Origin of the sequence: Nocardia aobensis NBRC 100429 (assembly GCF_000308375.1) — a bacterium.
Taxonomy (GTDB): domain Bacteria; phylum Actinomycetota; class Actinomycetes; order Mycobacteriales; family Mycobacteriaceae; genus Nocardia; species Nocardia aobensis.
Genome location: NZ_BAFQ01000172.1, coordinates 14,274 through 38,508 on the forward strand (window position 1 = coordinate 14,274; position 24,235 = coordinate 38,508).

General features: G+C 69.9%; 18 protein-coding genes and 1 pseudogene. 6 read left to right on the top strand and 13 right to left on the bottom strand.

Annotation, left to right across the window (positions count from 1 at the left end; genetic code table 11):
- Positions 1-126 precede the first annotated feature (126 nt).
- The 3 genes from RJ03_RS22670 to RJ03_RS22680 all read right to left on the bottom strand — a co-directional run bounded on the left by RJ03_RS22670 (position 127) and on the right by RJ03_RS22680 (position 1,437).
- Complete coding sequence (locus tag RJ03_RS22670; protein WP_218000994.1) at positions 127-438, bottom strand: hypothetical protein; 312 nt, start codon at positions 436-438, stop codon at positions 127-129.
- 148 nt (positions 439-586) lie between these two features.
- Complete coding sequence (locus RJ03_RS22675; protein ID WP_036505613.1) at positions 587-1,069, bottom strand: SRPBCC family protein; 483 nt, start codon at positions 1,067-1,069, stop codon at positions 587-589.
- Positions 1,066-1,437, bottom strand: a complete 372-nt coding sequence (locus tag RJ03_RS22680; protein WP_083871273.1) for an ArsR/SmtB family transcription factor — start codon at positions 1,435-1,437, stop codon at positions 1,066-1,068. Before RJ03_RS22680 ends, RJ03_RS22675 begins: the two co-directional genes overlap by 4 nt.
- Positions 1,438-1,797: 360 nt before the next feature.
- Here RJ03_RS22680 and RJ03_RS38500 point away from each other — a divergent pair.
- Together RJ03_RS38500 and RJ03_RS22685 are read left to right on the top strand one after the other, a co-directional pair.
- Positions 1,798-2,106, top strand: a pseudogene (locus RJ03_RS38500) (enoyl-CoA hydratase); the annotation flags it as partial.
- Positions 2,107-2,557: 451 nt separating this feature from the next.
- On the top strand, positions 2,558-4,513 hold the full coding sequence (locus tag RJ03_RS22685; RefSeq protein ID WP_245552359.1) for a crotonase/enoyl-CoA hydratase family protein: 1,956 nt from the start codon (positions 2,558-2,560) through the stop codon (positions 4,511-4,513).
- 19 nt (positions 4,514-4,532) lie between these two features.
- On the opposite strand, the gene RJ03_RS22690 is transcribed toward RJ03_RS22685, so the two are convergent.
- Positions 4,533-5,186 (bottom strand): enoyl-CoA hydratase-related protein, encoded by a 654-nt coding sequence (locus RJ03_RS22690; protein WP_036505614.1) that lies wholly within the window; start codon positions 5,184-5,186, stop codon positions 4,533-4,535.
- A gap of 43 nt (positions 5,187-5,229) precedes the next feature.
- Positions 5,230-5,850: a TetR/AcrR family transcriptional regulator gene (locus RJ03_RS22695; RefSeq protein ID WP_036505615.1), complete on the bottom strand. Its 621-nt coding sequence runs from the start codon at positions 5,848-5,850 to the stop codon at positions 5,230-5,232.
- A gap of 130 nt (positions 5,851-5,980) precedes the next feature.
- Between RJ03_RS22695 and RJ03_RS22700 the strand changes: the two genes are divergently transcribed.
- Positions 5,981-6,820, top strand: coding sequence for a patatin-like phospholipase family protein (locus tag RJ03_RS22700; protein WP_036505616.1), 840 nt, complete (start codon positions 5,981-5,983; stop codon positions 6,818-6,820).
- A 36-nt stretch (positions 6,821-6,856) separates the two neighbouring features.
- Here RJ03_RS22700 and RJ03_RS22705 read toward each other — a convergent pair whose 3' ends face one another.
- From RJ03_RS22705 to RJ03_RS22715, 3 genes are all read right to left on the bottom strand, one after another.
- Positions 6,857-8,215 (bottom strand): M1 family metallopeptidase, encoded by a 1,359-nt coding sequence (locus RJ03_RS22705; protein WP_036505617.1) that lies wholly within the window; start codon positions 8,213-8,215, stop codon positions 6,857-6,859.
- A gap of 13 nt (positions 8,216-8,228) precedes the next feature.
- Positions 8,229-12,233, bottom strand: coding sequence for a Pls/PosA family non-ribosomal peptide synthetase (locus RJ03_RS22710; RefSeq protein WP_083871274.1), 4,005 nt, complete (start codon positions 12,231-12,233; stop codon positions 8,229-8,231).
- A 515-nt stretch (positions 12,234-12,748) separates the two neighbouring features.
- Positions 12,749-14,620, bottom strand: a complete 1,872-nt coding sequence (locus RJ03_RS22715; protein WP_245552362.1) for an APC family permease — start codon at positions 14,618-14,620, stop codon at positions 12,749-12,751.
- 520 nt (positions 14,621-15,140) lie between these two features.
- Between RJ03_RS22715 and RJ03_RS22720 the strand changes: the two genes are divergently transcribed.
- Positions 15,141-16,403 carry an MFS transporter gene (locus tag RJ03_RS22720; protein WP_036505642.1) on the top strand — a complete coding sequence of 421 codons (1,263 nt, stop codon included), beginning with the start codon at positions 15,141-15,143 and terminating at the stop codon, positions 16,401-16,403.
- Between the two features lie 97 nt (positions 16,404-16,500).
- Positions 16,501-18,126 (top strand): serine/threonine-protein kinase, encoded by a 1,626-nt coding sequence (locus tag RJ03_RS22725; protein ID WP_036505618.1) that lies wholly within the window; start codon positions 16,501-16,503, stop codon positions 18,124-18,126.
- Between the two features lie 36 nt (positions 18,127-18,162).
- On the opposite strand, the gene RJ03_RS22730 is transcribed toward RJ03_RS22725, so the two are convergent.
- From RJ03_RS22730 to RJ03_RS22745, 4 genes are all read right to left on the bottom strand, one after another.
- The gene (locus tag RJ03_RS22730) at positions 18,163-19,083 is read right to left on the bottom strand and encodes an SMP-30/gluconolactonase/LRE family protein (RefSeq protein WP_036505619.1); all 921 of its coding nucleotides are present in this window, start codon (positions 19,081-19,083) and stop codon (positions 18,163-18,165) included.
- A gap of 123 nt (positions 19,084-19,206) precedes the next feature.
- Positions 19,207-20,949, bottom strand: coding sequence for a DUF3556 domain-containing protein (locus RJ03_RS22735; RefSeq protein ID WP_036505620.1), 1,743 nt, complete (start codon positions 20,947-20,949; stop codon positions 19,207-19,209).
- A gap of 30 nt (positions 20,950-20,979) precedes the next feature.
- The gene (locus tag RJ03_RS22740) at positions 20,980-22,503 is read right to left on the bottom strand and encodes an acetyl-CoA acetyltransferase (protein WP_036505621.1); all 1,524 of its coding nucleotides are present in this window, start codon (positions 22,501-22,503) and stop codon (positions 20,980-20,982) included.
- Positions 22,504-22,594: 91 nt separating this feature from the next.
- Positions 22,595-23,464, bottom strand: coding sequence for a class II glutamine amidotransferase (locus tag RJ03_RS22745; protein WP_036505622.1), 870 nt, complete (start codon positions 23,462-23,464; stop codon positions 22,595-22,597).
- Between the two features lie 237 nt (positions 23,465-23,701).
- Here RJ03_RS22745 and RJ03_RS22750 point away from each other — a divergent pair, with 237 nt between their 5' ends.
- On the top strand, positions 23,702-23,941 hold the full coding sequence (locus RJ03_RS22750; RefSeq protein ID WP_036505643.1) for a DUF5652 family protein: 240 nt from the start codon (positions 23,702-23,704) through the stop codon (positions 23,939-23,941).
- A 6-nt stretch (positions 23,942-23,947) separates the two neighbouring features.
- On the opposite strand, the gene RJ03_RS22755 is transcribed toward RJ03_RS22750, so the two are convergent.
- The gene (locus RJ03_RS22755) at positions 23,948-24,199 is read right to left on the bottom strand and encodes a hypothetical protein (RefSeq protein WP_036505623.1); all 252 of its coding nucleotides are present in this window, start codon (positions 24,197-24,199) and stop codon (positions 23,948-23,950) included.
- Positions 24,200-24,235 lie beyond the last annotated feature (36 nt).

The window sequence follows — 24,235 nt, forward strand, 5'->3', positions numbered from 1 at the left end:
GCGGGCCGGATAGCCGATCCGCGGGTGTCGCACCTGCGGATCAGCCGAATGCGCCCGCTGCCGTCCGAAGAGAACGGCATCCCCTGTGCCCGTGGCCGGGCACAGGGTGCGAGCCGGCTCGGCCGTTCAGGCGCGACGGTCGGCGAGAACCCACGAGGTGATCGCCACCGCGCCGGAGACCACCGCCACCGACGGCCACGCGCCGATCTTCTTGGCCAGCGGATGCGAGGCGCCCATGGCGCCCACCGAGAGCCCGGTCAGCGCGGCCGCCCCGGGAGTGCCCACCGCCGCACGCCAGCGCGGGACCGCGGCCGCGGTAGCCGCGGCGAAAACCACCCCGCCGAGTTGCCGCTGCTCGGTCGCCTGCGCGAGCGCGAAACCGCCGAGCAGCCCACCGGCGGCCAACGCCGCCGTCGGCACCGAAGAAATTCCGGCCATACTCACAAACCTCCACCACACATCAACCCGAATCGGGACAGCGGCCGGACGAATGCACCGCAGGGCGCGAATCCGGCCACGCCCCATTGTTCACCGCGCCGCGATGCCGGCTCGAAGCAGCCGATGCATGCCCAGGCAGTAGCAGCGCTCAGGCGGCCGCGGCGGCGCGGGCGTAGGTGTCGGCCAGTGCGGGCCAGCCACCCGGGGAGCTGACCGCATCGCGCATGGATTCCCAGCCCTCGCCGTGGTTGCCGAAGTCGCCGTGGACCAGGGTGACGGCGGTGTGGGTGGCGTCGACGGGGGTGAAGGTGACATCGACGCGGCTGGTCAGCGCCGGGTCGGGCTGGTATTTCCAGTCCAGGGAGATGTCCCAGGAGAAGGCGAAGTGGCCGGGACGGTCCCAGACGAGGACACGGCCCCACGGGCATTCGGTGCCGTCGGCCTCGCGGCCGAACAGCCGTCCGCCGACGCGGGGTTCGACCACCACTTCCGCCAGCGGCCCCGCGCCGATGTGATGTTCACGAGGCCACCAGCTGTCCATGCCGGTGGTGAAGACGTCGAAGGCGGTGTCGATCGGCGCCTCGACGGTGAGTTCGACGCGGACCTGGGTGTCGCTGGTTTGCTGTGTCATGGCTTCTCCTCGGATGTGGTTGTGCCGCTGAGCGTTTCGGCCGAAATCGGCTGCCCGGCGCGTGCCGCCGCCTCGGCCCGGTCGCGGAACGACGACATCGCCGTGGTCCAGAACCGGGTGAAGTAGCCGCGCAGTGCGTCGATGCCGTTCGGGTCGAGCCGGTAGATCCGGCGGGTGCCGATCGCCTCGTCGAGGACCAGCCCCGCCTGTTTGAGCACCTTCAGGTGCTGGGAGACCGCCGGACGGCTGACCGGGAGTTCGGCGGCCAGCTCGCCGACCGCGCAGGGTCCACGCCCGAGTCGTTCGAAGATCGCTCGCCGGGTCGGGTCCCCGAGAGCGTCGAGCGCACCATCTTCGTAAGTCCCCACGCACCGTAAGTGTAGACTTACGTAATGCAGATCACAAGTCTTTGACGCCTCGAAAGAGCGGGTGATTAATTGTCTCGAGACGCAACAAGGAGGTTGTCGGTGTCGCCATTGCCGGGATCGGATCGAATCCGCGCCGCACGCACCAAGCTCGAGGCGGGAAGTGCCCTGTTCGCGGCCGTGCGCAAAGATCCGCGCATCGCCCGTGACCTGATCACCGGCCTGGTCGGCGCCGCCCGATCACAGCCCGCCCCCGAGGCCGTCCACGCCGAAGAGGCGGACGGTTACCTCACGCCAGCCGGGGTGAGCGACTACGCCAAATCCGCGCACGCCCGCCGCAGCATCGCCGTGGCACCCGACACGGTGGCCGCTTACCTGTCGGATCTGAGCCGGCTGGCCGACTGGTTCACCCTGCACGCCGGCTGGCGCGGCCAAGCCCCCGGCGCCGTCCGGGAGGGCCTGACCTTCACACAGCAGGCGCTGGTGATGGGCATCCCTGCGGAGTTGCGCTGGACGGTCGTCGAGGCCGGTGAGCGCGGTTTCGCCCTGGCCGGGGAGGGGCCGCAGGGCGTGCGGCTGGGATATTGGCTGACCGTCGCCGGTTCCGGCAATCAGACAACGGTGTATTTCGATGCCGGGCTGGGCGGGCCGCCGGTCGAGGGCCCGCTGGGCGCGTCGGTGGCCCGCAGCCTCGGCGAGGCGATGGAGCAGTCCCTGGCCCGGCTGCCGGAAGCGATCGCCGCGGCCGGGCCGGTGAAAAAGCGTGCGGCGCAGCCCATTCGGCACCGTGCCTCGGGCACTGATATCGATCCGCGAACCCCCGTATTGGTGGGCGTCGGGCAGATCACCCAGCGCATACCGGATTCCGGTTACGGTGATCCGGCCGCGCTCGCGGTCACCGCGTTGCGCCGCGCCGCGGCCGACAGCGGAGCAGGGGAGGACCTGCTGCGCCGCGCGGACGCGGTGTTCGCGGTGGCGTGCACGTCGTGGCAGTACCGCGATATGGGCGCGGTGGTCGCGCAGCGATTGGGCGTGGCCGGTATCGACACCGCGCAGTCGAGTCCGTTCGGCGGCGACGGCGGTCAGCTGGTGATCAACGAGGCCGCGGCGGCGATCGCAGCCGGTGACTACGACATGGTTCTGGGTCACCGGCGCGGAGGCCGGAGCGACGCAGGCCGCCGCGCAGCGCGCCGGTGTGGAGCTGTCCTGGCCGCAGCAGGATTCCGAGGTCGCGCCGACTCGTTCGATCGGTATCGACAAGCCGGCCAACAATCCGGCCGAGACGGCGGCGGGCCTGATCGCGCCGATCAATATGTACGCCCTGCTGGAGTCGGCGAACCGGCATCGGCTCGGCCGCAGTCCCGGCGATCACGCCAAGGCCGTGGCCGAACTCTGGTCGCGGCTGTCGGCGGTGGCCGCGCGCAACGAATATGCCTGGCAGCCAGAAGAATTCGATGCCGATCGGATCGCCACGCCCGGTCCGGACAATCGCATGGTCTCCACGCCCTACACCAAGCTGGAATGCGCGAATCTGACCGTCGATATGGCCAGCGGCATCGTGATGTGCAGTGCCGCGGCCGCGCAGGAGGCCGGAATCGCGCAGGACAAGTGGATCTTCATCCACGCCGGCGCCTCCGGCCACGACGAGTGGTTCACCAGTGAACGCGCCGAGCTGGCCGCCTCACCGGCGATCGCGACGCTGGGCCGGGCGGTGCTCGAACACAGCGGTATCGGTGTCGACGCGCTGACCCATGTGGATCTCTACGCGTGTTTCCCGGTGGCGGTGCAGATCGCGGCGCGCGAATTGGGGTTGGCGATCGACGATCCGGCACGTCCGCTGTCGGTGACCGGCGGGCTGACCTTCGGCGGCGGTCCGGGCAACAATTACGGCGGCCACGCGGTGGCGACGATGGTGGCGCGGTTGCGGGCGGAACCGGGCACCTTCGGCCTGGCGAGTTCGCTGGGCTGGTATGTCACCAAACACGCCCTGGGCGTGTATTCGTCGCTGCCGCCCGCCCAGCCCTACCGGCATCTGCGCCCGATCATCGAGAATCCGCCGGCGCGTCCGGCCCGCGGCACCCACGACGGTCCGGCGGTGGTGGAGGCCTACACCGTCGCCTATGCCCGCGACGGGCAGCCGGAAGCGGCGATCCTGAGCCTGATCGAACCCGCGGGCGGCCGAATCCTGCTGCGCAACACCGATGCCGAGCTGATCGCGGAACTGGTCGACGGCGATCTGCTGGGCCTGCCGGTGACGGTATCCGGCCACGACATCAGCGTCGAGGGCCGCGAACGGGTGGAATTGCCGGCCCCGCCCGCACCACCGGTACTGGTGGAGCGGCGCGGCCCGATCACGATCATCACGCTGAACCGCCCACAGGTGCGCAATGCCGTGAATCTGGCCACCGCCCTCGGACTGGAACGGGCCCTGGACGCCTACGAGGCCGATCCGTCGGCGCAGGTCGCGATCATCACCGGCGCGGGCGGATATTTCTGCGCCGGAATGGATCTCAAGGCCGCCGCGCGCGGTGAGACACCGATGACCGAGAAGCGCGGCCCGCTCGGTATCACCGCGCAGCCGCCGGTGAAGCCGTTGATCGCGGCGGTCGAGGGGCCTGCTCTGGCCGGCGGCTGCGAGCTGGCGCTGGCCGCGGATCTGGTGGTGGCGGCCCAGGATTCGACGTTCGGGATCCCGGAAGTCAAACGCGGACTGGTGGCCGTCGGCGGTGGCGTGTTGCGGCTGGCGCAGCGGTTGCCGCGTGCGGTGGCGATGGAGCTGGCGCTGACCGGTGATCCGATCTCCGCCGACCGCGCGGCGGCGCTGGGACTGGTCAATCAGGTGACCGAATCGGGGAAGGCGCTCGACGCCGCGCTGGAGCTTGCGCAGCGGATCGCGGTGAACGCGCCGTTGAGTCTGGCGGCGAGCAAACGCATCATCGACGAATCACCGGACTGGTCCACCGATGTCGCGTTCACCCGCCAGCTCGAGGTGTCGGGCAGTGCGCTGGCGTCGGAGGATGCGGCCGAGGGTGTGCTGGCGTTCGCGCAGAAGCGCACGCCGGAGTGGAAGGGCCGCTGAGCAGCGCCACGCGGGACATTCACGCGGTCAGAGCGGTGTAGGCGTCCGCGTAGAACACCGACTTGATCGAGCCCAGGGTGCCCTGATCCTTGGCGCCCAGCGGGGCCAGCAGCGCGGCGGCGGTGTCGACCTCCGTGCCCGCGGCGGCGGTGGCGTCGACCAGGCCGTATTCGTGTGCCTCGACCCCGCCGAATCGGCGGCCGGTGAGTACGGCGGCGGTGACGGCTTCCGCCGACAGCTTCGCCCGAACGAGCGCGGCCAGCGCCGGGGTGAACGGGACGTGGATGTCGACTTCGGGGAAGCAGAAGTAGCCGCGATCGGCGCGCATGACGCGCTGGTCGTGCGCGAGGGCGAGCATGGCGCCGGCGCCGAAGGCGTGGCCGGGCAGTGCCGCCACACTCGGTACCGGCAGGGTCAGCACGCGCGCCAGCAGCCCCTGCACCTGTTCGACGTACCACGGCGTGCGTTCGCCGTTGGCGCTCAACCAGTCCAGGTCGAGTCCGTTGGAGTAGAACTTGCCGCCGGCGGTGGTGATCAATCCGGTGGCGCCGTCGGCGAGCACGGTGTCGAGGTGAGTGTCCACGGCGGCGAGGAACTCGGGGGAGAAACGGTTCTCGTCCGTGCCGAGGTCGAGGACGGCGATGCTGTCACGGTAGGTGAGGGTGGGGGACATCGGGTCTCCTTCGGTTTTTCGGTGATGGCGGTGTTTGTGCGGGTCAGCGTTTCGGTGGTGGCCCGGCGGTGACGGCGGCACGGACGGCCGCCCGCAACCGCATGCGGGTGTCGGGGTCGGCGAGGCGGTCGCGCGACAGCAGCAGCGCGGTGGGCAGATCGACGATGCAGGCGGTGATCACCTCGACCGCGCGCCGGTCCTCGCGGTGCCACAGGTGCGCCGACAGCCTCCGCATCACCGCGACGAGCTCGCGGTGTTGTGCGCGCACCTCGGCGGCCACACTCTCGGGCAGCTCCGCGGCCAGGACCTCGTCGTGGCGCAGCATCGACACCAGGCGCGAGGAGGCCGGATACCGTTCGGCGAACTCCGCGGGCGCCTCGGCCGCGCGCACGACCGCCTGCACGGCGGCGTCGCTGCCGGAACCGTCGGCCAGCGCCGCGTCGACGAGTTCGCTCTGTACGTCCAGGAACCGGCGTGCGGCGCGAATCCACATGCGCGCCACCAGTTCCGCGCGCGAGCCGAAACTGTGGTAGATCGCCCCGTTCGACATCCCGCTGGCAGCCGCGACCGCGCGGATGGTCACCGCCGGCACACCGGCGGCCACGGCGAGCGCTTCGGCATGGTCGAGAACGACATCGAGATCGTGAACGCGAGGGCGGGGCACATCCTCACCGTAACAGAGCAACTGCTCTATTATTCGGTGGTGTGCGCCACTCCGGCGAGGCCGCCGACATCGCGGTCCGTGATGATCCGAGGCGCTGCGCGGCGGCGAGCTCACCGGTAGTGTCGCGCTCATGTGTGCTGCACCTTCGCCCGACCGATTCCGCACCGCATTGGTACTGGGCGGTGGGGGCCCCGTCGGGATCGCGTGGATGGCGGGGGTGATGGTCGGATTGCGTGCCGCCGGGCTCGATCCCGCGCGCGCCGACCGGATCGTGGGCACGTCGGCGGGTTCGGTGGTCGGCGCGGTGCTGGCGGCCGGAGGAGATCTGGAACACCTGGGCGCCACCCGGGCGCCCGGCGGTGAATCGTTCGCGCCGGATCCGCGGCGGCTCGCCGAAATCTTCTCGCTGCGGACCTCGGGCGGCGACGCCCGCGAAATCCGCCGCCGCATGGGCGAATTGGCGCTGGCCGCCGATGCCGGAGATCCCGGCGACCACGTCGAGCGGATCGCCCGGCTGGCCGGTGTCACCGAGTGGCCGGATGCCGACCTGCGGGTCACCACCATCGATATCGGCACCGGTGAACTGCAGGTGTGGACCCGCGACACGGCGGCGACGTTGCCGCAGGCGCTGGCCGCGAGTACTTCGGTGCCGGGAGTCTTCCCGCCGATCCCGATCGGCGAATCCCGCTATTTCGACGGCGGCGTGCGCTCGGCCCTCAATGCCGACCTGGCCGCCGGCGCGGAGATCGTGGTGATCATGGAACCGCTCGCGCACATGTTCCCCCGCACCCGCGCCGACAGCGCACACGGCGCGGCGACCGAGATCTCGCTCGCCCCCGACGCCGACGCGGTGTCGGTGTTCGGCTTCGACGTGTTCAACCCGGCCGCGTTGTCTCCTGCCTATGAGGCCGGGCTGCGCCAATCAGCGGATGCGGCAAAACAATTGGCGAACGTCGGATTCGATGCCTGAGACCGGCGCCTCGCGCGGGGGCCTCGGATATCCGGCTCAGCTGCCGACCGCACCCAACCCGTGTTGCGGCAGTTCGGGCAGCGCGGTGCGGTAGAGCCAGCTGTCCCACAGCTCGCGCAGGGGTGCGGGGCTGTAGTGGCCGGCGAGGTCGGTGAAGTCTTCGGCGGCGACGGTGCCGTAGCGGTGCCGGGCGGTCCAGTCGCGCAGCAGGGTGAAGAAGGCGTCGTCGCCGAGGCGCAGGCGCAGCGCGTGCAGGGTGAGGGCGCCGCGTTTGTAGACCCGGTCGTCGAACATCGATGCCGGTCCGGGGTCGCCGATCACGAGGTCTTGCGGGTCGCGGGAGAGGTTCTGGCGGGCGGCGCGGGCCAGCTGGTCGGCGCTGGGTCCGCCGCCGGCCTGGGACCAGATCCATTCGGCGTAGCAGGCGAATCCCTCGTGCAGCCAGATGTCGCGCCATTGCCGCACGGTGAGGCTGTTGCCGAACCACTGGTGGGCCAGTTCGTGCGCGATGAGCCGTTCCGCGCCGCGCTGCCCGTCGCAGTGGTTGGCGCCGAAGATCGACAATCCCTGTGCCTCGATGGGGATTTCGAGGTCGTCGTCGGTGACGACCACGGTGTAGCCGTGGAACGGGTAGGGCCCGAACCGGCGCTCGAATTCGGCCATCATCTGTGGTTGCCGGGCGAAGTCGTGGTCGAAGGCGGTGCGCAGCCGCGGCGGCAGCACCGCGGTCATCGGCACCTTCGTGGCGCGTCCGGGGTCGATGCGGTGCGACCGGTAGGGCCCGATCTGAATGGTGGCCAGGTAGGAGGCCATCGGCTCGGACTGCTCGTAGACCCAGGTGGTCTGGCTGGATTTGGTGGTGCGGGCGGTGAGCACGCCGTTGGCGAGTGCGTGGTACGGGGAGTCGGTGGTGATCGAAATCCGGTAGCTCGCCTTGGAACTGGGGTGATCGTCGCACGGGAACCACGACGCCGCGCCGTTGGGCTGGCTCGCCACGAGCACACCGTCGGTGAGCTCCTCCCAGCCGACCTCACCCCACGGTCCGCGCACCGGTTTCGGGGTGCCGCCGTAGTGCACCACGATCGACAGTGCCGCTCCCGCGGGGACCTGCCGGGCGGGTGTGATCGTCAGCTTCCCGCGGGTGTGAGTGTATTTGGCGGGTTTGGCGCCGTCGACGAAAACCTTTGCCACACTGAGTGTCTGCGACAGATCCAGCGCGAACCGCGGCTGCACCGCGGTGGTCACCGCCGTGATGGTGGCCCGTCCGGTCAGCCGGTTGGCGGCGACCTTGTACCCCAGATCCAGTTCGTAGCGCGAGACCCGATAGCCGCGGTTGCCGTTCTGCGGCAGATAGTCGTCGATCGGCGCCTCGGCGCCACCTCTACCCAGCTTCATCGACGACCTGCCTTCACTTGCCGCGCCGGGTATCCGGCCACGGCGCAATCGGATTGCCCTGCCACCGGGTCGACGGCGGGACGGTGTCCCCGCGCATCACCAGCGACGCCGGGCCCACCGTCGCACCGGCGCCGATGCGCGCCGCCGGCAGTGCCACACAGTGCGGGCCGAGGGTGGCGCCGGCGTCGAGGGTCACGCTGTCCATGGACATGATCCGATCATGGAACAGATGTGTTTGCACGACACAGCCGCGTTCCACGGTCGCCCCGTCGCCGAGGCTGACCAGATCGGCCTCGGGCAGCCAGTACGATTCGCACCACACTCCACGTCCGATGCGCGCGCCGAGCCCGCGCAGCCAGATGTTCATCACCGCGGTGCCGGTGGCCGCGCGCGCGAACCACGGCGCGGCAACGGTTTCCACGAACGCGTCGCACACCTCGTTGCGCCACACGAACGAACTCCACAGCGGATGTTCCACCCGCTGGATACGGCCGACGATCAGCCATTTCGCCGCCACCGCGCACGCCCCGGCGACCGCACCGGCGATCAGCAGCACCACACCGGAACACAGCGCGGCCAGCCAGTATCCGGGCCCGGATGCCAGCCAGGCCAGTGTGAACAGCACACCCAGGCCGATGCCGAAGCTGAGGATCACGGGAACGAGCCGGCAGGTCTCCACCAGCGCGCGGGCCAGTTTGAGTTTCAGCGGCGGGTCGAAGGTGCGGGCGGTGTCGGAATCGCCGGCGGTGCGGCGCAACCGCACCGGCGGGCTGCCCAGCCACGACGAACCCGCTTTCGCCTTCTCCGGAGCCGCCGACAACACCGCCACCAAACCGTTCTTGGGCACCCGCCGTCCGGGCGCGGTCATCCCGGAGTTACCCAGAAAGGCCCGCTTTCCCACCTTCGCGCCGCCGATGTGCATCCAGCCGCCGCCGAGTTCGTAGCCGGCGATCATGGTGTCGTCGGCGAGGAACGCCCCGTCGGCGACCTTGGTGAATTTCGGCAGCAGCAGCACCGTCGACGCCTCGACGCCCTTGCCGACGTCGGCGCCGAGCAGCCGCAGCCACAGCGGGGTGAGCAGACTGGCATACAGCGGGAACAGGAAGGTGCGCGCGGAGTCGGTGAGCCGTTCGGTGGCCCAGGCCTGCCAGCCGACGCGGCTGCGCACCGGGTGGTAGCCCTCGGTCAATCCGATCGACAGCACCCGGATGGAGACGACGGTCACGGCGGCGAAGACGGCGAGCACGATCAGCGCGGCCACCGGCAGCATCAGCATCGCGTGCGCCAGTGCCCCGGTCAGGGTGGTTTCGTCGCGGATCCACCAGGCCAGCAGCAGTCCGCCCGCGGCGAGGGCGATCACCGGCAGCGCCGACAGCAGCATCGAGGTCACCCCGAAGGCGAGCACCCAGTGCAGCGCCCGCGGCGGTGTGGTGGCGGGCCAGCGATGTTCGGCGGGGCCGACTTTCACCGCGGGCGACCCGGCCCAGCTCTGTCCGGCCTTCACCTTCCCGAACACGGCCGAGCCGGGTTCGATGACGGCGTTCTTGCCGATCACCGCGCCGGGCATCACCGTGGAGCGGGACCCGACCACCGCACCGGGGCCGATGCGTATCTCACCGATGTGCACGAGGTCGCCGTCGATCCAGTATCCGGCCAGATCCACTTCCGGTTCGACACTGCACCCGTCGCCGAGTTCGAGCATCCCGGTGACCGGCGGCAGCGTATGCAGATCGACACCGTGCCCGATGCGTGCCCCGAGCGCACGGGCGAACGGCACCATCCACGGTGCGCCGGACAGATTTTCCGCGCCCGCCGCCTCGGCCATGCGCACCGCCGTCCACAGGCGCAGATGGACCGAGCCGCCGCGCGGATAGCTGCCGGGGCGCACGCCGCGCAGCAGCAGCCGAGCGCCGGCCACACAGATCGCCATCCGGCCGGGCGGTGAGATGAACAGGACGAATCCGGCCAGCGCCCACCACCACGACAGTCCCGGCATCCACGGCAGCGCACCGAAGCGGGAGGCGATGTTGGTGACCACGCCGAGCCAGGTCAGCCATTGCAGGCCGGTGAGGGTGGTCAGCGGCACCGAGGCCAGCACCTGGATCCATTGCGCGCGTCTCGGTGTCGGGGTGACGTGGCGGGTGGGTGCCTGTTCGGACGGCGCGGCGGCGTCGATGAATTCGGCCAGCGCGCCCAGGCGCGGATGGTCGTAGAGGTCGGCGACGGTGATCTGCGGCAGCCGTTCGCGCAGCGCGGTGACCAGTTGCGCCGCCGACAGCGAACCGCCACCGAGGTCGAAGAAGTCCGAATCCAGGCCGTCGATGTCGGCGCCGAGCACCGAATGCCACAGTCCCGCAAGCCAATACGCGGTGCCGTCCAGTCCCGCGCCGGGTTCGCCGCCGGCGCCGGGCAGCGGCCACGGCAGCGCGTCACGGTCGACCTTTCCCGATGTGCGCGTGGGCAATTCGTCGAGGACGGCCAGGCGGGGCACGAGGGCGGCGGGCAGTCGTTCGGCGAGCAGTTCCCGCGCGCGCGGCAGGTCGATGTCGTCGTCGCCGGTGGACAGGTAGCCGACGAGGATCGGGGTGCCGGTGGCGGTGGTGCGCACGGCGGCCGCGGCGGCGGTGACGCCGGGCAGATGTTGCAGCGCGGCGTCGAGTTCACCGAGTTCGATCCGCCGTCCGCCGACTTTGACCTGGTCGTCGGCGCGGCCGAGGAAGATCACTCCGGCGGGGTCGTTGCGCACCATATCGCCGGAGCGGTAGGCGCGCTGCCATCCGAGGGTCGGCATCGGCGCGTATTTCTCGGCGTCCTTGGCCGGGTCCAGGTAGCGGGCCAGTCCCACGCCGCCGATGACCAGTTCACCGGATTCCCCTTCGGGGACAGGCCTGCCGTCGGTGTCGACGACGGCCAGGTCCCAGCCGTCCAACGGTAATCCGATGCGCACCGGCGGGGTGCCGGTGAGCTGCGCCGCACACGCCACCACGGTGGCCTCGGTGGGCCCGTAGGTGTTCCACACCTCGCGGTCGTCGGTGCCGGCGAGCCGTTCGGCCAGTTCCGGGGGGACCGCTTCGCCGCCGAAGATCAGCAGCCGCACCGCGTCGAGCGCCTCGGCCGGCCACATGGCGGCCAGCGTGGGCACTGTCGACACGATGCTGATCTCGCGGCGCACCAGCCACGGCCCCAGATCCATCCCGCTGCGCACCAGTGCGCGCGGTGCCGGGACCAGGCATGCGCCGTGCCGCCATGCCAGCCACATCTCCTCGCAGGAGGCGTCGAAGGCCACCGACAGTCCGGCCAGTACCCGGTCACCGGGCCCGATCGGCTCCTGCTGCAAGAACATTCGCGCTTCGGCGTCGACGAAGGCCGCGGCGTTGCGGTGGGTGACCGCCACACCTTTGGGGGTTCCGGTGGAGCCGGAGGTGAAGATGATCCACGCGTCGTCGTCGACGGTGGGCCCGGTCGCGTCGGGATCGGCTGCCACCCGGTCGTCGTCGCGGCGCGTGGCGGTGCCTTCCGGCCCGGCGGCAGGGTCGTCTCGCCGGGTTGCGGGGGTGTCGTCTCGCTGTATGGCGGTGATGCCCTCGGCGGTGACGACCGCGGCGACCGCGGCCTCGCCGAAGACCAGCTCGGCGCGTTCCTCCGGATCGTCGGCGTCGACGGGCACGTAGGCGGCCCCGGCGTGCAGGACGGCGAGGATGGTCACGTACAGCCGCGCGGTTCCCGACGGGATCCGCACGCCGACCCGGTCGCCGCGACGGATACCCGCCGCCCGCAACTCGGCCACCGACGCGTCGATCGCCGCGAGCAACTCCTGGTACGTCAGCACCTCGGTGCCGTCGTCGACGGCATCGGCGTCGGGGTATGCGTGTGCTGTTTCGGCGAGGATGTCGACCAGTGTCCGGGGCTGCGCCGCCGCAGCCCCGCGCAGCAGCGGCGAGACCGGAGCGTGTGACGTGCGCTGCGCGGAGTCCGGGTCGTCGGCCTCGGGTGCCGATTGCCCGTCGGTGCCGGCCACCGTCCGGCCGGAGGGGCTGACATCTGCGCCGGTTCGGGAGTCGGAGGCGGTCTCGGAGTCTGTCGCGGTCTCGGAATCCGTGCGGGCTTCTGCGTCCGTCGAAGCTTCGAAGTCTGTCGCGGCTTCTGCGTTCGTCACGGCCTCGGAGTCTGTGAGTGCTTCGGAGTCCGCCAGGGCTTCGGGGGGCTCACCATTCGTGTCGCTGCCCGAGGGCGCGGTGGGCGGCGCATCGGCAGCGCCCGCGCCCGACTGCGAACCGACGATCACGTTTCTGCCTGCCTCTCCCGTTCCGGCTATCGGACGTCCGGTTGTCTCACATTGGGGTTACCGTTGCGCAAACACCAGCTGTCCGGTTCACGCGCGTCCGGGCCGCCGCAGCCCCCGGCAGTCGCACCGTCGGCCCGCCCTATTGTCCCAACACAACCGCGCACACGGTCTCGCGGGGGCGACGGGCGTTTTCGCTCGCGATATGCCGGGGCACCGCCGGCCGTGAACTACCCCGTGCGGCCGGGCGGTCAGCTGTCGACGTGAACGTGCGGGCGCTGATTCGGATCGGCGACGGCGCGCCGCAGGATCTCCCGGGTCACCGGCGCCACCTCGCCCTCACCGACGAACAGGAATTTCAGCAGGTTGAGCAGCGGATTGCCTTCGGTCCATTCGAAATACACGTGCGGGTTCATGCCGGTGCGGTCGCGTATCGCGAGCAGGATCGCGGCGATCGAGTTGGGCACCGCGGCGGCTTCGACGGAAAGGATCTTGTAGCAGTCGATTTCGACCGCGCCGACGTGCAGGTCGGTGGAGAATTCCGAGGCGTCCTTGACGATCACCTCGAGGAACAGGATCGGCGCCTTGGCCGGGATGTGGCTCTCGATCCGCTGTTCGGTTTCCTTCTGCCGGTAGTCGTCGGGCCGGCGGGCGTCGACGTCGTCGAGGTCGTGGGTGACGATGCGGATGGTGCCCGAGGCGGCGATCTTGTCGATCAGCCAGGCGGCCTTGTCGTCGAAGTCGACCTCGATGGCCCGGAGTTCGAAGGCGCGCCGCGCCCGTGAGACGAACGACACCACGATGATGGCGATGATGAACAGCGAGGCCAGCTGCACGCCCTCGGGGCGTTCCACGATATTGGCGATGGTGGTGTAGACGAACACGGCCGCCACGGCGCCGAATCCGAAAGCCTTGCCGCGCTGATGTTTTCGCGCCGCTGACAGGGTGACGGCGACGGCGGCGGAGGTGATCAGCACCAGCACGCCGGTGGCATAGGCGCCGCCCTGGGCATCGACGTCGGCGTCGAAGTACCAGGTGATGCCGAAGGCGATCACCGCGAACACCAGCACCAGCGGCCGGGTGGCGCGCGCCCATTCCGGGGCCATGCCGTAGCGGGGCAGATAGCGCGGCACGAGGTTCAGCAGTCCGGCCATGGCCGAGGCGCCGGCGAACCACAGGATGGCGATGGTGGAGATGTCGTAGACGGTGCCGAAGCCGTTGCCCAGGTACTGGTGGGCCAGATAGGCGAGTGCGCGGCCGTTGGCGGATCCACCGGATTCGAATTCGCGCTCCGGGATCAGCACCACGGTAATGAAGCTGGTGACGATGAGGAACGCGCTCATGATCAGCGCGGCGGTGGTCAGCAGTTTGCGCGCGCCGACGATGCGGCGTTCCGGGTGCTCCTCGGTGTCGTCGGGGCCGCCCTTGATCTGCGGCATCACCGCCACTCCGGTTTCGAAACCCGACAGTCCGAGCGCGAGTTTGGGGAACACCAGCAACGAGATGCCCACCATCGCGAAGACGCTGCCGTGCTGGGCGGTCATGGCGTGGCCCCAGTCCACGATCAGGTGCGAGGCGGTGGCGACCTTCCACACGCCCACGACCGCGACGACCAGGTTCAAGGCCAGATAGACCCCGACCAGCCCGATCGCGATCCGGATCGCCTCGGCGAATCCCTCGAGGAAGATCGCCGCCAACAGAGCGAGGAGGGTGAGGGTGATCGCGAGGCCGTGCCCGCGCAGCGCGTGCGGCACGAACGGGTTCTCGACGATGTGGGCGGCGCCGTCGGCCGCCGACAGCGTCATCGTGATCACGAAGTCGGTAGCGGCGAATCCGAGCAGGACGAGGATGAACAGTTTGCCGGTCCAGCGGGGCAGGATGTCGGCGAACATGGCCAGCGACCCGCCGCCGTGCGGGGATTCGCGGGCCACCCGCCGATACACCGGCGGCGCGCCCAGCAATGTCAGCGCGACCAGGACCAGCGTCGCCAGCGGGGACAGCACACCGGCGGCCAGGGCGGCGATACCGGGCTGATAGCCGAGGGTGGAGAAGTAGTCGACGCCGGTCAGGCACATCACCTGCCACCACGACCGTTGGTGCTGTTCTTCGGTCTGCTTCACCATCGGGCCGGGATGGTGGGAGTAGCGGTCCTCGTCGGCGCCCTGCAGCAACCATTCCGTCAAAGCCGAACGCGGTCGTCCGGTGGCGGTGGCGGTCACGTGGTCCCCCTCGGGAGCATCTGTCCGGGCATCCCGGAGTCCAGCGATATCCGGGTCAATGTACGTGGGCCGCCACCGGAGTCGCGCGGACCGGATGCGCTGCCCCGCAGCACAAAACGGCAAATCAGACACCATATCCGGCAAATCCGGCGCTGCACCGGCCGGTGACTCGCGTTCACCGGCCGCGTGGCGCTGTGAGCGGAGTCACCCACCCCGATATCATCGCAGGTGGATCCCACCGCTCGAGCCGGCCGCGCCGCCGGCGCCCGGTTTGCCGGACCGCCCACCGGGTACCCGTGTGTTTCGTGTCCCCCGTCGCAGTTTCACGGCCGGGCGCGCAGCAACCGAAAACAGGTGAGGAGGAGCGCGCGTGAGCACCAGCCTGCCGCACGCCCAGCAACGACGTTCGGTGGCCGCCGCGGCCATGGGTAACGCCACCGAGTGGTACGACTACGGCGTCTACGCGGCCACGGCCTCCTATCTGACCGACGCGTTCTTCCCCGGCTCGCTGGGCACCCTGGGCACACTGCTCGGTTTCGCCATCTCCTTCGTGCTGCGCCCGATCGGCGGCATGGTGTGGGGTCCGCTCGGCGACCGGGTGGGCCGCAAAGTCGTGCTGGCCACCACGATCCTGTTGATGGCCGCGGCCACGGGCTGCATCGGCATCCTGCCCACCCATTCGGCGGTGGGTATCGCCGCGCCGATCCTGCTGATCCTGTTGCGCGTGGTGCAGGGTTTCTCGACCGGCGGTGAATACGGTGGCGCGGCCACCTATATCGCGGAATCGACCGATGAGCGCCGCCGTGGATTCCTCGGCAGCTTCCTCGAGTTCGGCACCCTGTGCGGATTCGTCGGTGGCTCCACGGTGGTACTGATCCTGCAGGTTCTGCTCTCCGACGACGCGATGGAATCGTGGGGCTGGCGGATCCCGTTCCTGCTGGCGGTGCCGCTGGGTCTGATCGGCTGGTATCTGCGCAGCAAGCTCGACGAATCGCCGGTGTTCACCGAGGTCGCCGAGCATCAGAAGGCCCAGGGCGGGTTGCGGATTCTGTTGCGCGACTACCGCCGCGAACTGCTGACCATCGCCGGGCTGGTGGTCGCGCTCAACGTCGTCAACTACACGCTGCTGGCATATCAGCCGACCTATCTGCACAACACGTTGGGCATGGGCGATTCCGAGACCACGGCGATGGTGCTGATCGGTCAGATCGTGATGGCGCTGGTGCTGCCGCTCTCGGGTGCGGTCTCCGACCGGGTGGGGCGGCGGCCGATGTGGCTGGTGTCGCTGGTGGGGCTGGCGGTGCTGGCGATCCCCATGTACTGGCTGATGGGTCAGGGTGCGGCGTGGGCGATCGTCGGTTTCGTGGTGCTCGGCCTGCTGTATGTTCCGCAGCTGTCGACGATTTCGGCGACGTTCCCGGCGATCTTCCCGACGCAGGTGCGCTACGCGGGATTCGCGTTGGGCTACAACATCTCCACCGCCGCGTTCGGTGGTACCGCGCCGCTGATCAACGAGTCGGTCATCGATGCCACCGGCTGGCATCTGTTCCCCGCCTATTACATGGTCGGGGCGTGCCTTGTGGGTTTGGTGGCGTGGTTCTTCCTGCGGGAGACCGCGGGCGTTTCGCTGGCCGGTACCGAGGTTCCCGACGCGGCCGACGAGGAACCGGTTCCGCAGCCGACCTGAGCCACCCGAGCTCCGGCTTGCGGCGGATGCCGCGCTCGTGTGTGATCGAGCGAGCCCGCATGCGGCAGGCACGGCCGGGAAGGAACGACGAGCCCAGATGCTCCCATTGGAGTCCGGTGATCCGGCGACCATCGGCCCGTATCGTCTGCTCGGGGTGCTCGGCGCCGGTGGGATGGGCCGGGTCTATCTGGGCCGCAACGCCGGTGGCCGCACCGTCGCGGTGAAGGTGGTACGCCCGGATCTGTCCGATGATCCCGAGTTCCGCACCCGATTCCGGCGGGAGGTGGCCGCCGCGCGACGGGTGACGGGTGCGCACGCGGTTCCGGTTCTGGATGCCGATGTGGAGGCGCAGCGGCCGTGGCTGGCGACCGGGTACGTGGCGGGGTTGTCGTTGCGTGAGGCGGTGGACTCGTTCGGGCCGCTGCCGGAATCGGCGCTGGTGACGCTGGCGGCGGGTTTGGCGCGGGCGCTGGCCGATGTGCACGCGGCCGGGGTGGTGCACCGCGACCTGAAACCGTCCAACGTGCTGTTGACCCTCGACGGGCCGCGACTGATCGATTTCGGCATCGCCCGCGCCGTCGACGACGACTCGCTCACCACGACCGGCAAGGTGATCGGTTCGCCGGGATATATGGCGCCGGAACATATTTCGGGCGATGCGCCGGTGGGGCCGGCGGTCGATGTGTTCGCGCTCGGCGGGGTGCTGGTGTATGCCGCCAGCGGCAGCGGGCCGTTCGGTTCGGGTGATTCGATTCCGATGCTGTGGCGGGTGATGCAGGAACCGGCTCGGCTCGACGGCCTGCCGGCGGCGTTGCGTCCGATCGCGGGGGCGTGTCTGGACAAACAGCCCGGCAATCGCCCGACGCCCGCCGATATCGAAAGACAGTGTGCGGCTTTGGGTGAGGCCCGGTCGGGGTGGTTGCCGGGACCGATCCTGGAGGCGATCAGCCGGCAGGCGGTGATGCTGCTGGATCTGGATTCCGATCCGGCGCCGCACATTCCGTCACCGCGGCCCGGAACGCCCGAACTTCCCTCGACGCTGATCGGGCCGGCGGGCCGGACCGGCGCCGCTGGGCATCCGAACACACCCGGTGCGCCGTCGCCCTCGCCCTGGGCTCCGCCCGGCGTCCCCCCGGGCACCGGGCACAGCGAAAGCCCTCTCGCACAGCGGGATTCGTCGCGGCGCCGGGTGGTCGTGATCGGATGCGTGGTGGTGCTGTTGGTGGCCGCGGCGGTGATCAGTGCCACGCTCGCCTTCCGCAGTGCGTCCTCGGACGGTCCGGGATCGGCAGCCGGTACCGACACCGCGGTGGAGACCGGCGCTTTCGAGGAGACGTCGACGCCGGAGGCGACGGCCGAGACGACGGCCGCGGCGAGTGAGTTGTCGGCGCTGCCCGCCGATTACGCGGGCACGTGGAAGGGCACCGCGACCGACGGGCTGGCCACCTACGACATCGTCGTCACCCTGCGCGCGGGCGCGGTAGGGACGGAGTTGGGTAGTGCGAGCAATACCGGCCGGACCAGTGGTGTCACTTGCCGGCGCGCCGAAACCCTCACCTCGGCGAGCGAGTCCGTGATCACGCTGCGCGCCCGCTTGGTGTCGGGGCCGACCTGTATGGACGACGGCCAGTCCTCCACCCTCACGCTGAACCCGGATCGCACGCTCGCCTATTCGATGACCGGTCCGATCGGCGCTATCACCGGAACACTGCGACGCCAGTGAAACTTGTTGCAGCACAATGATTCGACTCAGGCCGTCTCAGGAGGGCAGGCGCACGACCGCGATGGCCGGTTCGCTGAGGCTGCCCAGGTACAGGGTGCCGCCGGATTCGGCGACGCCGGTGACCATCGCGTACCGGTCTGCGTCGCGTTGCAGGTCGTGGACGAGGTTGCCGTCGAAGTCGTAGGCCTGTACCCAGACGGTGCGGGCGGGTTTCGGCTGCAGCGTTTGCGGAATGGCGCGCACGAGGCGGCGCAGCACGCCGGGTAGCGGAAGCAGCCTGTCCAGGATGGGGTTTCGCGGTGTGACGAGCGCGGCCCAGATGTGGCCGTCGCTGCCGAGCCCGAGGTTGTCGGGGCAGCCGGGCAGGTTCTCCACGAGGTAGTCGGTGTCACCGGCGCGGGGTCCGGTGAGGTGGTGGCGGGCGATGCGGTAGCCGCCCGTTTCGGCGACCAGCACGCAGCAGCGGTCGGGGGCCAGGACGATGCCGTTGGCGAATTGCAGCCCGTCGACGAGGGTGTCGACGCCGCCGTCGGGGGTGCGGCGCAACAGCCGGCCGGTGCCGGAGTGTTCGAGGATGTCGCCCATATAGTCGTCGAGCGGGTAGCGGCGGGTGGATTCGGAGAAGTACACGGTGCCGTCGGTGTCGGCGACGACATTGCTGGCGAAATTCAGCGGCACGCCGTCGACCCGGTCGCAGAGAGTTTCCAGAGTGCCGTGCGGGCGGTCCAGGCGCAGCAGTCCGCGGTCGGCGTCGCAGATCAGCAGCGATCCGTCGGCCTCGGCGTGCAGGCCCAGGGGGCGGCCGCCGGTATGGGCGATCTGCTCGACCGCGCCGGTGGCCGGGTCGACGGCGAGAACGGCGCCGTCGGCGATGCCGGTGAGGATCCGCCCGTCGGGTGCGAGTACCACGTCCTCGGGGCCGGTGCCGGGGAGTTCGAGCAGCCGCAGCTCGGGCATGGGCGGCTCGCTGTGCGGGGCGCGGGCCCGGGCGGGTGCGGGCGGGGGAGTCCAACGAGTCGGCTGGAAAGACATGACTCACCATACCCACGCCCGGTGACCGCGCCCGCGGTCGCGCCGATGTCAGGCGGGCACGGTCGGGCCGGCGGTGCTGGTGACGTGGACGGGCAGGTTGTCGGCCCACGGCTGGCTTTCGACCATGTCGGCGACTCGCACCGTGCCCCTTTCGAATTCGCCGGTGGCGGCGTCGACGAGGCGGTAGGCCTGCACCTGGGTGTGGATGGGCTGGGCGTCGAGCAGGACGATCCGGACTTCGCCGGGTTCGAAGCGGCAGCGCTCTTGCAGGGCGGCGATGAGTTGTTCGTTGTGCATATGCCCGTCGCCGAAGTTCCAGCCGATGGCGGTGCTGCAGATGCGTTCGCCGTCGGTGATGGTGTATTCGTCTTCGCGACCGGCGGGCATGGCGCGGTGCACGAGGGTGAACAGGGCGCGGCCGTGGGTGTTCATGGCGCGGAAGGCGTAGCCGAGATACAGCGGGATCTGGGCTCGGTCCTTGCCGTAGTAGCGCTCCATCTGAGCCTGCGGCATGCTCGCGATCGCGACGATGTTGCGGTCGATCTTCTGTGCCGCCGAGGGTTTGAGGCACCACACCGTGGTGTCCCAGTTGCCGGCGTAGTAGCGCATACCGGGCAGGAACGAGATCCGCGAGGGCAGCAGGTTGCCGGTGATCACGACCGCGACGAGCACCGCGAACAGCAGCACCGGCAGCCAGGGGTGCGCCGCGTCGGCGAAGCCGATGTCGGCGTGCGCGACGAACAGCACCCCGAGCCCGAAGATCATGAACACATTCCACTCGAGCGGCACACCCATCGGGATGGCGGTGAGGATCGCCAGGTGGAAGCACAGCAGGATCACCGCGGCGATCGTGGTGGGCCAGCCGCCGTGGGAGAAGAACAGCACGATCGGTGCGCACATCTCCACCGCGGTGCCGCTGTGGGCGACCCACCGCGACAACCGTCCCGGGCGCAGGTCGTCGGGGAAGTCGGCGAAGAAGCGGCGCTTCAGCCATCGCGGGCGCACGATCGGGCTGTTGGACATCATGGTCGAGACCACGAACGGGAAGTGCCGGTTCAGTTTCGAGGTCGCCGCACCCATCCAGATGACGACGAAGACGAGTTTGGCGGCGAGGATCGCGTCGGCGCCGCCGAACAGGAACGCCACCGCCAGCGAGCCGTACACCTCGCCGCGCGCGGCCAGGAAGATCACCTTGTCGCGCAGTCCCAGCACCGCCAGCACGGCCACGACGAGGCCGACGTGCCAGGCCGGCAGGAGTCCGACATTCGTGTCGAGTGCGGGGATCGGGCCGGTGCCGTCGGACAGCAGCGCCCACAGCAGCACCACCAGCAGCAGCGCGTAGAGCGCGGCGTCGGCCGGGGTGCGCGTGGTGCCGCGGGTGAGCGGGACGACGCGCGGCCACGGTGGGAGCCGGATCGTGCCGGGCCGCAGCCAGTACAGGATGGATCCCATCGGCGGGAAGTAGCGGTTGTTGAGCGGGCCGAATCCGCAGCCGAGCCCGATCACTTCGAACAGCATCGTGTAGAGCACGACCTTTTCGAACACGATCGGTTCCGACCACCAGCTGCCGACGTCGGTGAATCCGTCGATGCCGCTGGTGCTCAGCGCGAACAGCCAGCCACCGAGGATGTAGAGGCAGATCTTGACCACATAGAACAGGTGCAGCACCACCGGTGTGCCGAAGCCGACCTCGGCCCAGTGCCGCGCCATGAGCCGGATGCGCTCACTGCGGTCGCTGCTCTGCCACTGCTGCTGGTCGACGACCGGTAGTTCCGGCTGAACGAACCCCATCAATCTCTCCGTTCCCGCGTCCGCGGCCGGTCACGGCACCATGACCGCGGTGTTGCCCTTCTCGCTCGACGTGACGAGGATGTCGCGGCCGATCGGATCGTCCACCGCGGCAAGGCTTTCCGGTGCCATCAATGCCAGGAACCGGCTGTCGTCGGCGTGCAGGCGCCCGACGACCAGTCCGGTGCGCGGCTCGAATGCGTGGCGCACGGTGTAGGTTTCGATCCGCGCCGGTCCGTCGGCGCGCGCGCGGCTGGGCACCCGCGGGGCCGCCGCCACAGCGCGCTGCAACTGTGCGCTGCGGTCGGGGACCCAGGGCGCCGGCGTGGTCGAATACACCCCGACCGAATATTTGCTCATGATGCCGCCGTTGGCGCCCACCAGGCCGAAAGCGCCGGGCTGCTCGCGCATCCGGGCCACCGTTTCGGCGATGGCGTGCATGGAGTAGTTGTTGCCGGGGCCGCCGAAGAACGGCAACCCGCCGGTCACGGTGAGCCCGCGCGGGTCGTCGGTGGCCAGTCCGGTGCCGTCGCAGAAGTTGAACACCGCGACGGGGAAGCAGCTGTAGAGATCGATGGTGGTGAGGTCGTCGAGGCCGATTCCGGCTACCCGCAACGCTTCTCGCGCCGCCGTCCACGCGGTGGGTGCGGCGCCGAGGTCGGGGCGCGCGAGCAGGGTCTGTTCCTCGAGGTCGGCTTGGCCGCGCAGATACACCAGTTTGTCGTCGGGGATGCCGAGCTCGCGGGCTTTGCCCAGCGACATCACCACGGCCGCGGCGCCGAGGTTGACCAGATCGCGGGCCACCATGAGGCGCGGATACGGGTCGCAGATCATCCGGTTCGCATCGGTGACGGCCGCCAGTTCCTCGGCGCTGCGCTCGACCGGCGCGGCGGCGAGCGGGTTCTTCGCGGCCACGGAGGTGAACGGGGCCAGCAGTTTTCCCATCTGCAGGCGATACTGCTGCGGTGTCGCGCCCACGCGCGCGCGGCGGGCGTTCTCGAGCAGGCCGTATTGGGTGGGTGCGCCCATGACGGCGTGGGCGATGAGGTTGTCGTCGACGAACGATTCGTATCCGAAGCCGCGGTCCTCGAGCTGTCCGGGGGCGGTTTCGGTGAAGTCGGGTTTGTCGTCTCGGCCGGCGTAGTAGCGCTCGGTCGAGATCGCGTCCGACCCGGTGATCAGCACCGATTCCAGTCGCCCGGCGGCGATGTCGGCGGCGAACTCGGTGAGCAGATGTTGCGGGCCCTGCCCGCCGACCACCTCGAGCACGGCGCGGGCCGGGTCGATGCCCAGTCGTCGCGCCACCGAGCGCGGGTAGTTGTCGGAGCGTCCCAGCGGGGCGCGCACCGGTGCCGAGATCTCGAATTGGCGTACCCCGGCGATGAGTTGGACGCTCGCGGCGGCCTCGGCGTAGCGGATGCCGGTGTCCTCGAGGGCGGCGCGGGCGGCCGCGGCGGCGAGTTCGACCGACGACATCTGCCGGTACTCGGACGTGTCGATGCGGTCGATCGACTGGCCGACGCCCACGACGACCGGTGTGCGCGCATCCACCATCAGCGGACCCCACCACTGCGTGTGGCCGCGTCGGCTCCCCGTCTCATGGAAGTGACAGTAACACGGGAAATAGAACCTGTTACAGACGTTTGTCTCAGGTGGTGGCTCGCTGTGAGGCCGCGGCGTGCTCGCCGAGATCGGCGAGGGTGAGCCGGTGCCGGGGCGCGTGGTCGACGACGGTGTGGCGGGTGGTCACCAGATCGGGCCCGACGTGCAGCAACCGGCCCACCGGCAGATCACGCCAGCCGGGGTCGGCGTCCATGCGTTCGGTGGCGATGACCACGGCCGGATGGCCGGCGAGCGCGGAGGAATGGGCGCGGAGGGGCCCGGTGCCGGCGTGGTCGAGATGTTTGCCGCCGCCGGGTCCGCCCGCGGCGCGTTCGAGGACGAACAGGTCGTGGGTGTCGGGGTAGCGCAGCGCCCACAGATCCTGCGCGGTGGTGAGCACGAAGTTCAGCGCGAACACCGGCAGGTTGTCCGCGATCCACCCGACCGCCGCGCCGATCCCGGCGACGACATCGCCGTCGTGTTCATCGATGCATCGGGTGACGAGGGCGAAGACCCGCTCGGAATCGGTTTGCCCGGCGACCAGATCGCGGTAGTCACCCAGGGCGCGTTCCAGTTCCGGCAGGCCGCCGACGACGCCGTTGTGGGCGAACAGCCGCCCGTGTTGTTCGAACGGGTGGGTGTTGGCCGCGACCGTCGCCCCGGTGGAGGCGTAGCGCACGTGGGCGAGGAAGGTCGCCGACTCGCATTCCATGGCCTCGCGCACGAACTGCTCGTCCTCGTAGGCGGCGATGGGCTGTTTGCGCACCAGCGGTTCGCCGTCGGCTTCGAAGGTGCCCAGCCCGGTGCCGTCGGGTTCGCGGCGACTCTGGCGGGCCAGGCTGTCGGGGGCCTCCAGCAACCAGAACGTGGCGTGCACCCGCTGGGGTGCCGCGCTGAGCCCGAACAATCGGCACATCGATTCACCTTTCGCCGCACCGCCGCTGACCTGATGATCCGTGTCGGACGAAACCGCTTGCCGCGGTTCGTTTTTCAGTGAACGAGCTACGGGGAGCCGAACCGGTGACGCGGCCCGGGCCGCCGAACCGACCCTACCCGGCCCCCGCGAAACGCGGGGCCCTTCGACCCTGGATCGGCGGTTGCCCGCAGTGCACTATGAGGTGATCGAAACGTGGCGGAGCCGGAAGGGGTGCTCGTGGCGAGGAAACGGTGGAGCGAACTGAACGAGCGGACGCGACGGCTGATCGTGGCCGCGACCGTGGTGGAAGGGATCCTGAAACTGGCGGCGCTCATCGATATCGCGCGCCGGCCGGCCGCCGAGATCCGCGGGTCGAAACTGCGGTGGGCGACCGCGGTGACGCTGCTCAACTCGGCGGGCGCGGTGCCGATCGCCTACTTCCTCGCCGGGCGCCGGCAACCGGGCACGCACTCCTGAAGCCGGTCACAGTTCGCCGCGATAGTCCTGGCATCGGCAGGGCTGGGTCGGCAGCCCGGCGCCGCGATCGCGCGACACCAGGACTCCGGCGTCCACGGCGCTGCGGCAGCGGCCCGATACCGGGTCGTGCACGATATTGGAATGCCCGCAGTGCGAGCACAATCGGCGTGTCACCTTCCGCGGTACCAGGATCAGCAGCACCAGCGCCGAGAAGGCGACGGTGACACCGACGAACCTGAGCAGATGTGGCCAATCCATCTCACGACCTCACTTTCCGGCCGAGTCCGCCGCGGC

Bases quoted from the DNA above. Each gene is read 5' to 3' on its own strand.
- RJ03_RS22670 (WP_218000994.1), bottom strand. From the start codon at position 438: ATGGCCGGAATTTCTTCGGTGCCGACGGCGGCGTTGGCCGCCGGTGGG.
- RJ03_RS22675 (WP_036505613.1), bottom strand. From the start codon at position 1,069: ATGACACAGCAAACCAGCGACACCCAGGTCCGCGTCGAACTCACCGTC.
- RJ03_RS22690 (WP_036505614.1), bottom strand. From the start codon at position 5,186: ATGTCCCCCACCCTCACCTACCGTGACAGCATCGCCGTCCTCGACCTC.
- RJ03_RS22700 (WP_036505616.1), top strand. From the start codon at position 5,981: ATGTGTGCTGCACCTTCGCCCGACCGATTCCGCACCGCATTGGTACTG.
- RJ03_RS22705 (WP_036505617.1), bottom strand. From the start codon at position 8,215: ATGAAGCTGGGTAGAGGTGGCGCCGAGGCGCCGATCGACGACTATCTG.
- RJ03_RS22715 (WP_245552362.1), bottom strand. From the start codon at position 14,620: ATGGTGAAGCAGACCGAAGAACAGCACCAACGGTCGTGGTGGCAGGTG.
- RJ03_RS22720 (WP_036505642.1), top strand. From the start codon at position 15,141: ATGGGTAACGCCACCGAGTGGTACGACTACGGCGTCTACGCGGCCACG.
- RJ03_RS22725 (WP_036505618.1), top strand. From the start codon at position 16,501: ATGCTCCCATTGGAGTCCGGTGATCCGGCGACCATCGGCCCGTATCGT.
- RJ03_RS22730 (WP_036505619.1), bottom strand. From the start codon at position 19,083: ATGCCCGAGCTGCGGCTGCTCGAACTCCCCGGCACCGGCCCCGAGGAC.
- RJ03_RS22735 (WP_036505620.1), bottom strand. From the start codon at position 20,949: ATGGGGTTCGTTCAGCCGGAACTACCGGTCGTCGACCAGCAGCAGTGG.
- RJ03_RS22745 (WP_036505622.1), bottom strand. From the start codon at position 23,464: ATGTGCCGATTGTTCGGGCTCAGCGCGGCACCCCAGCGGGTGCACGCC.
- RJ03_RS22755 (WP_036505623.1), bottom strand. From the start codon at position 24,199: ATGGATTGGCCACATCTGCTCAGGTTCGTCGGTGTCACCGTCGCCTTC.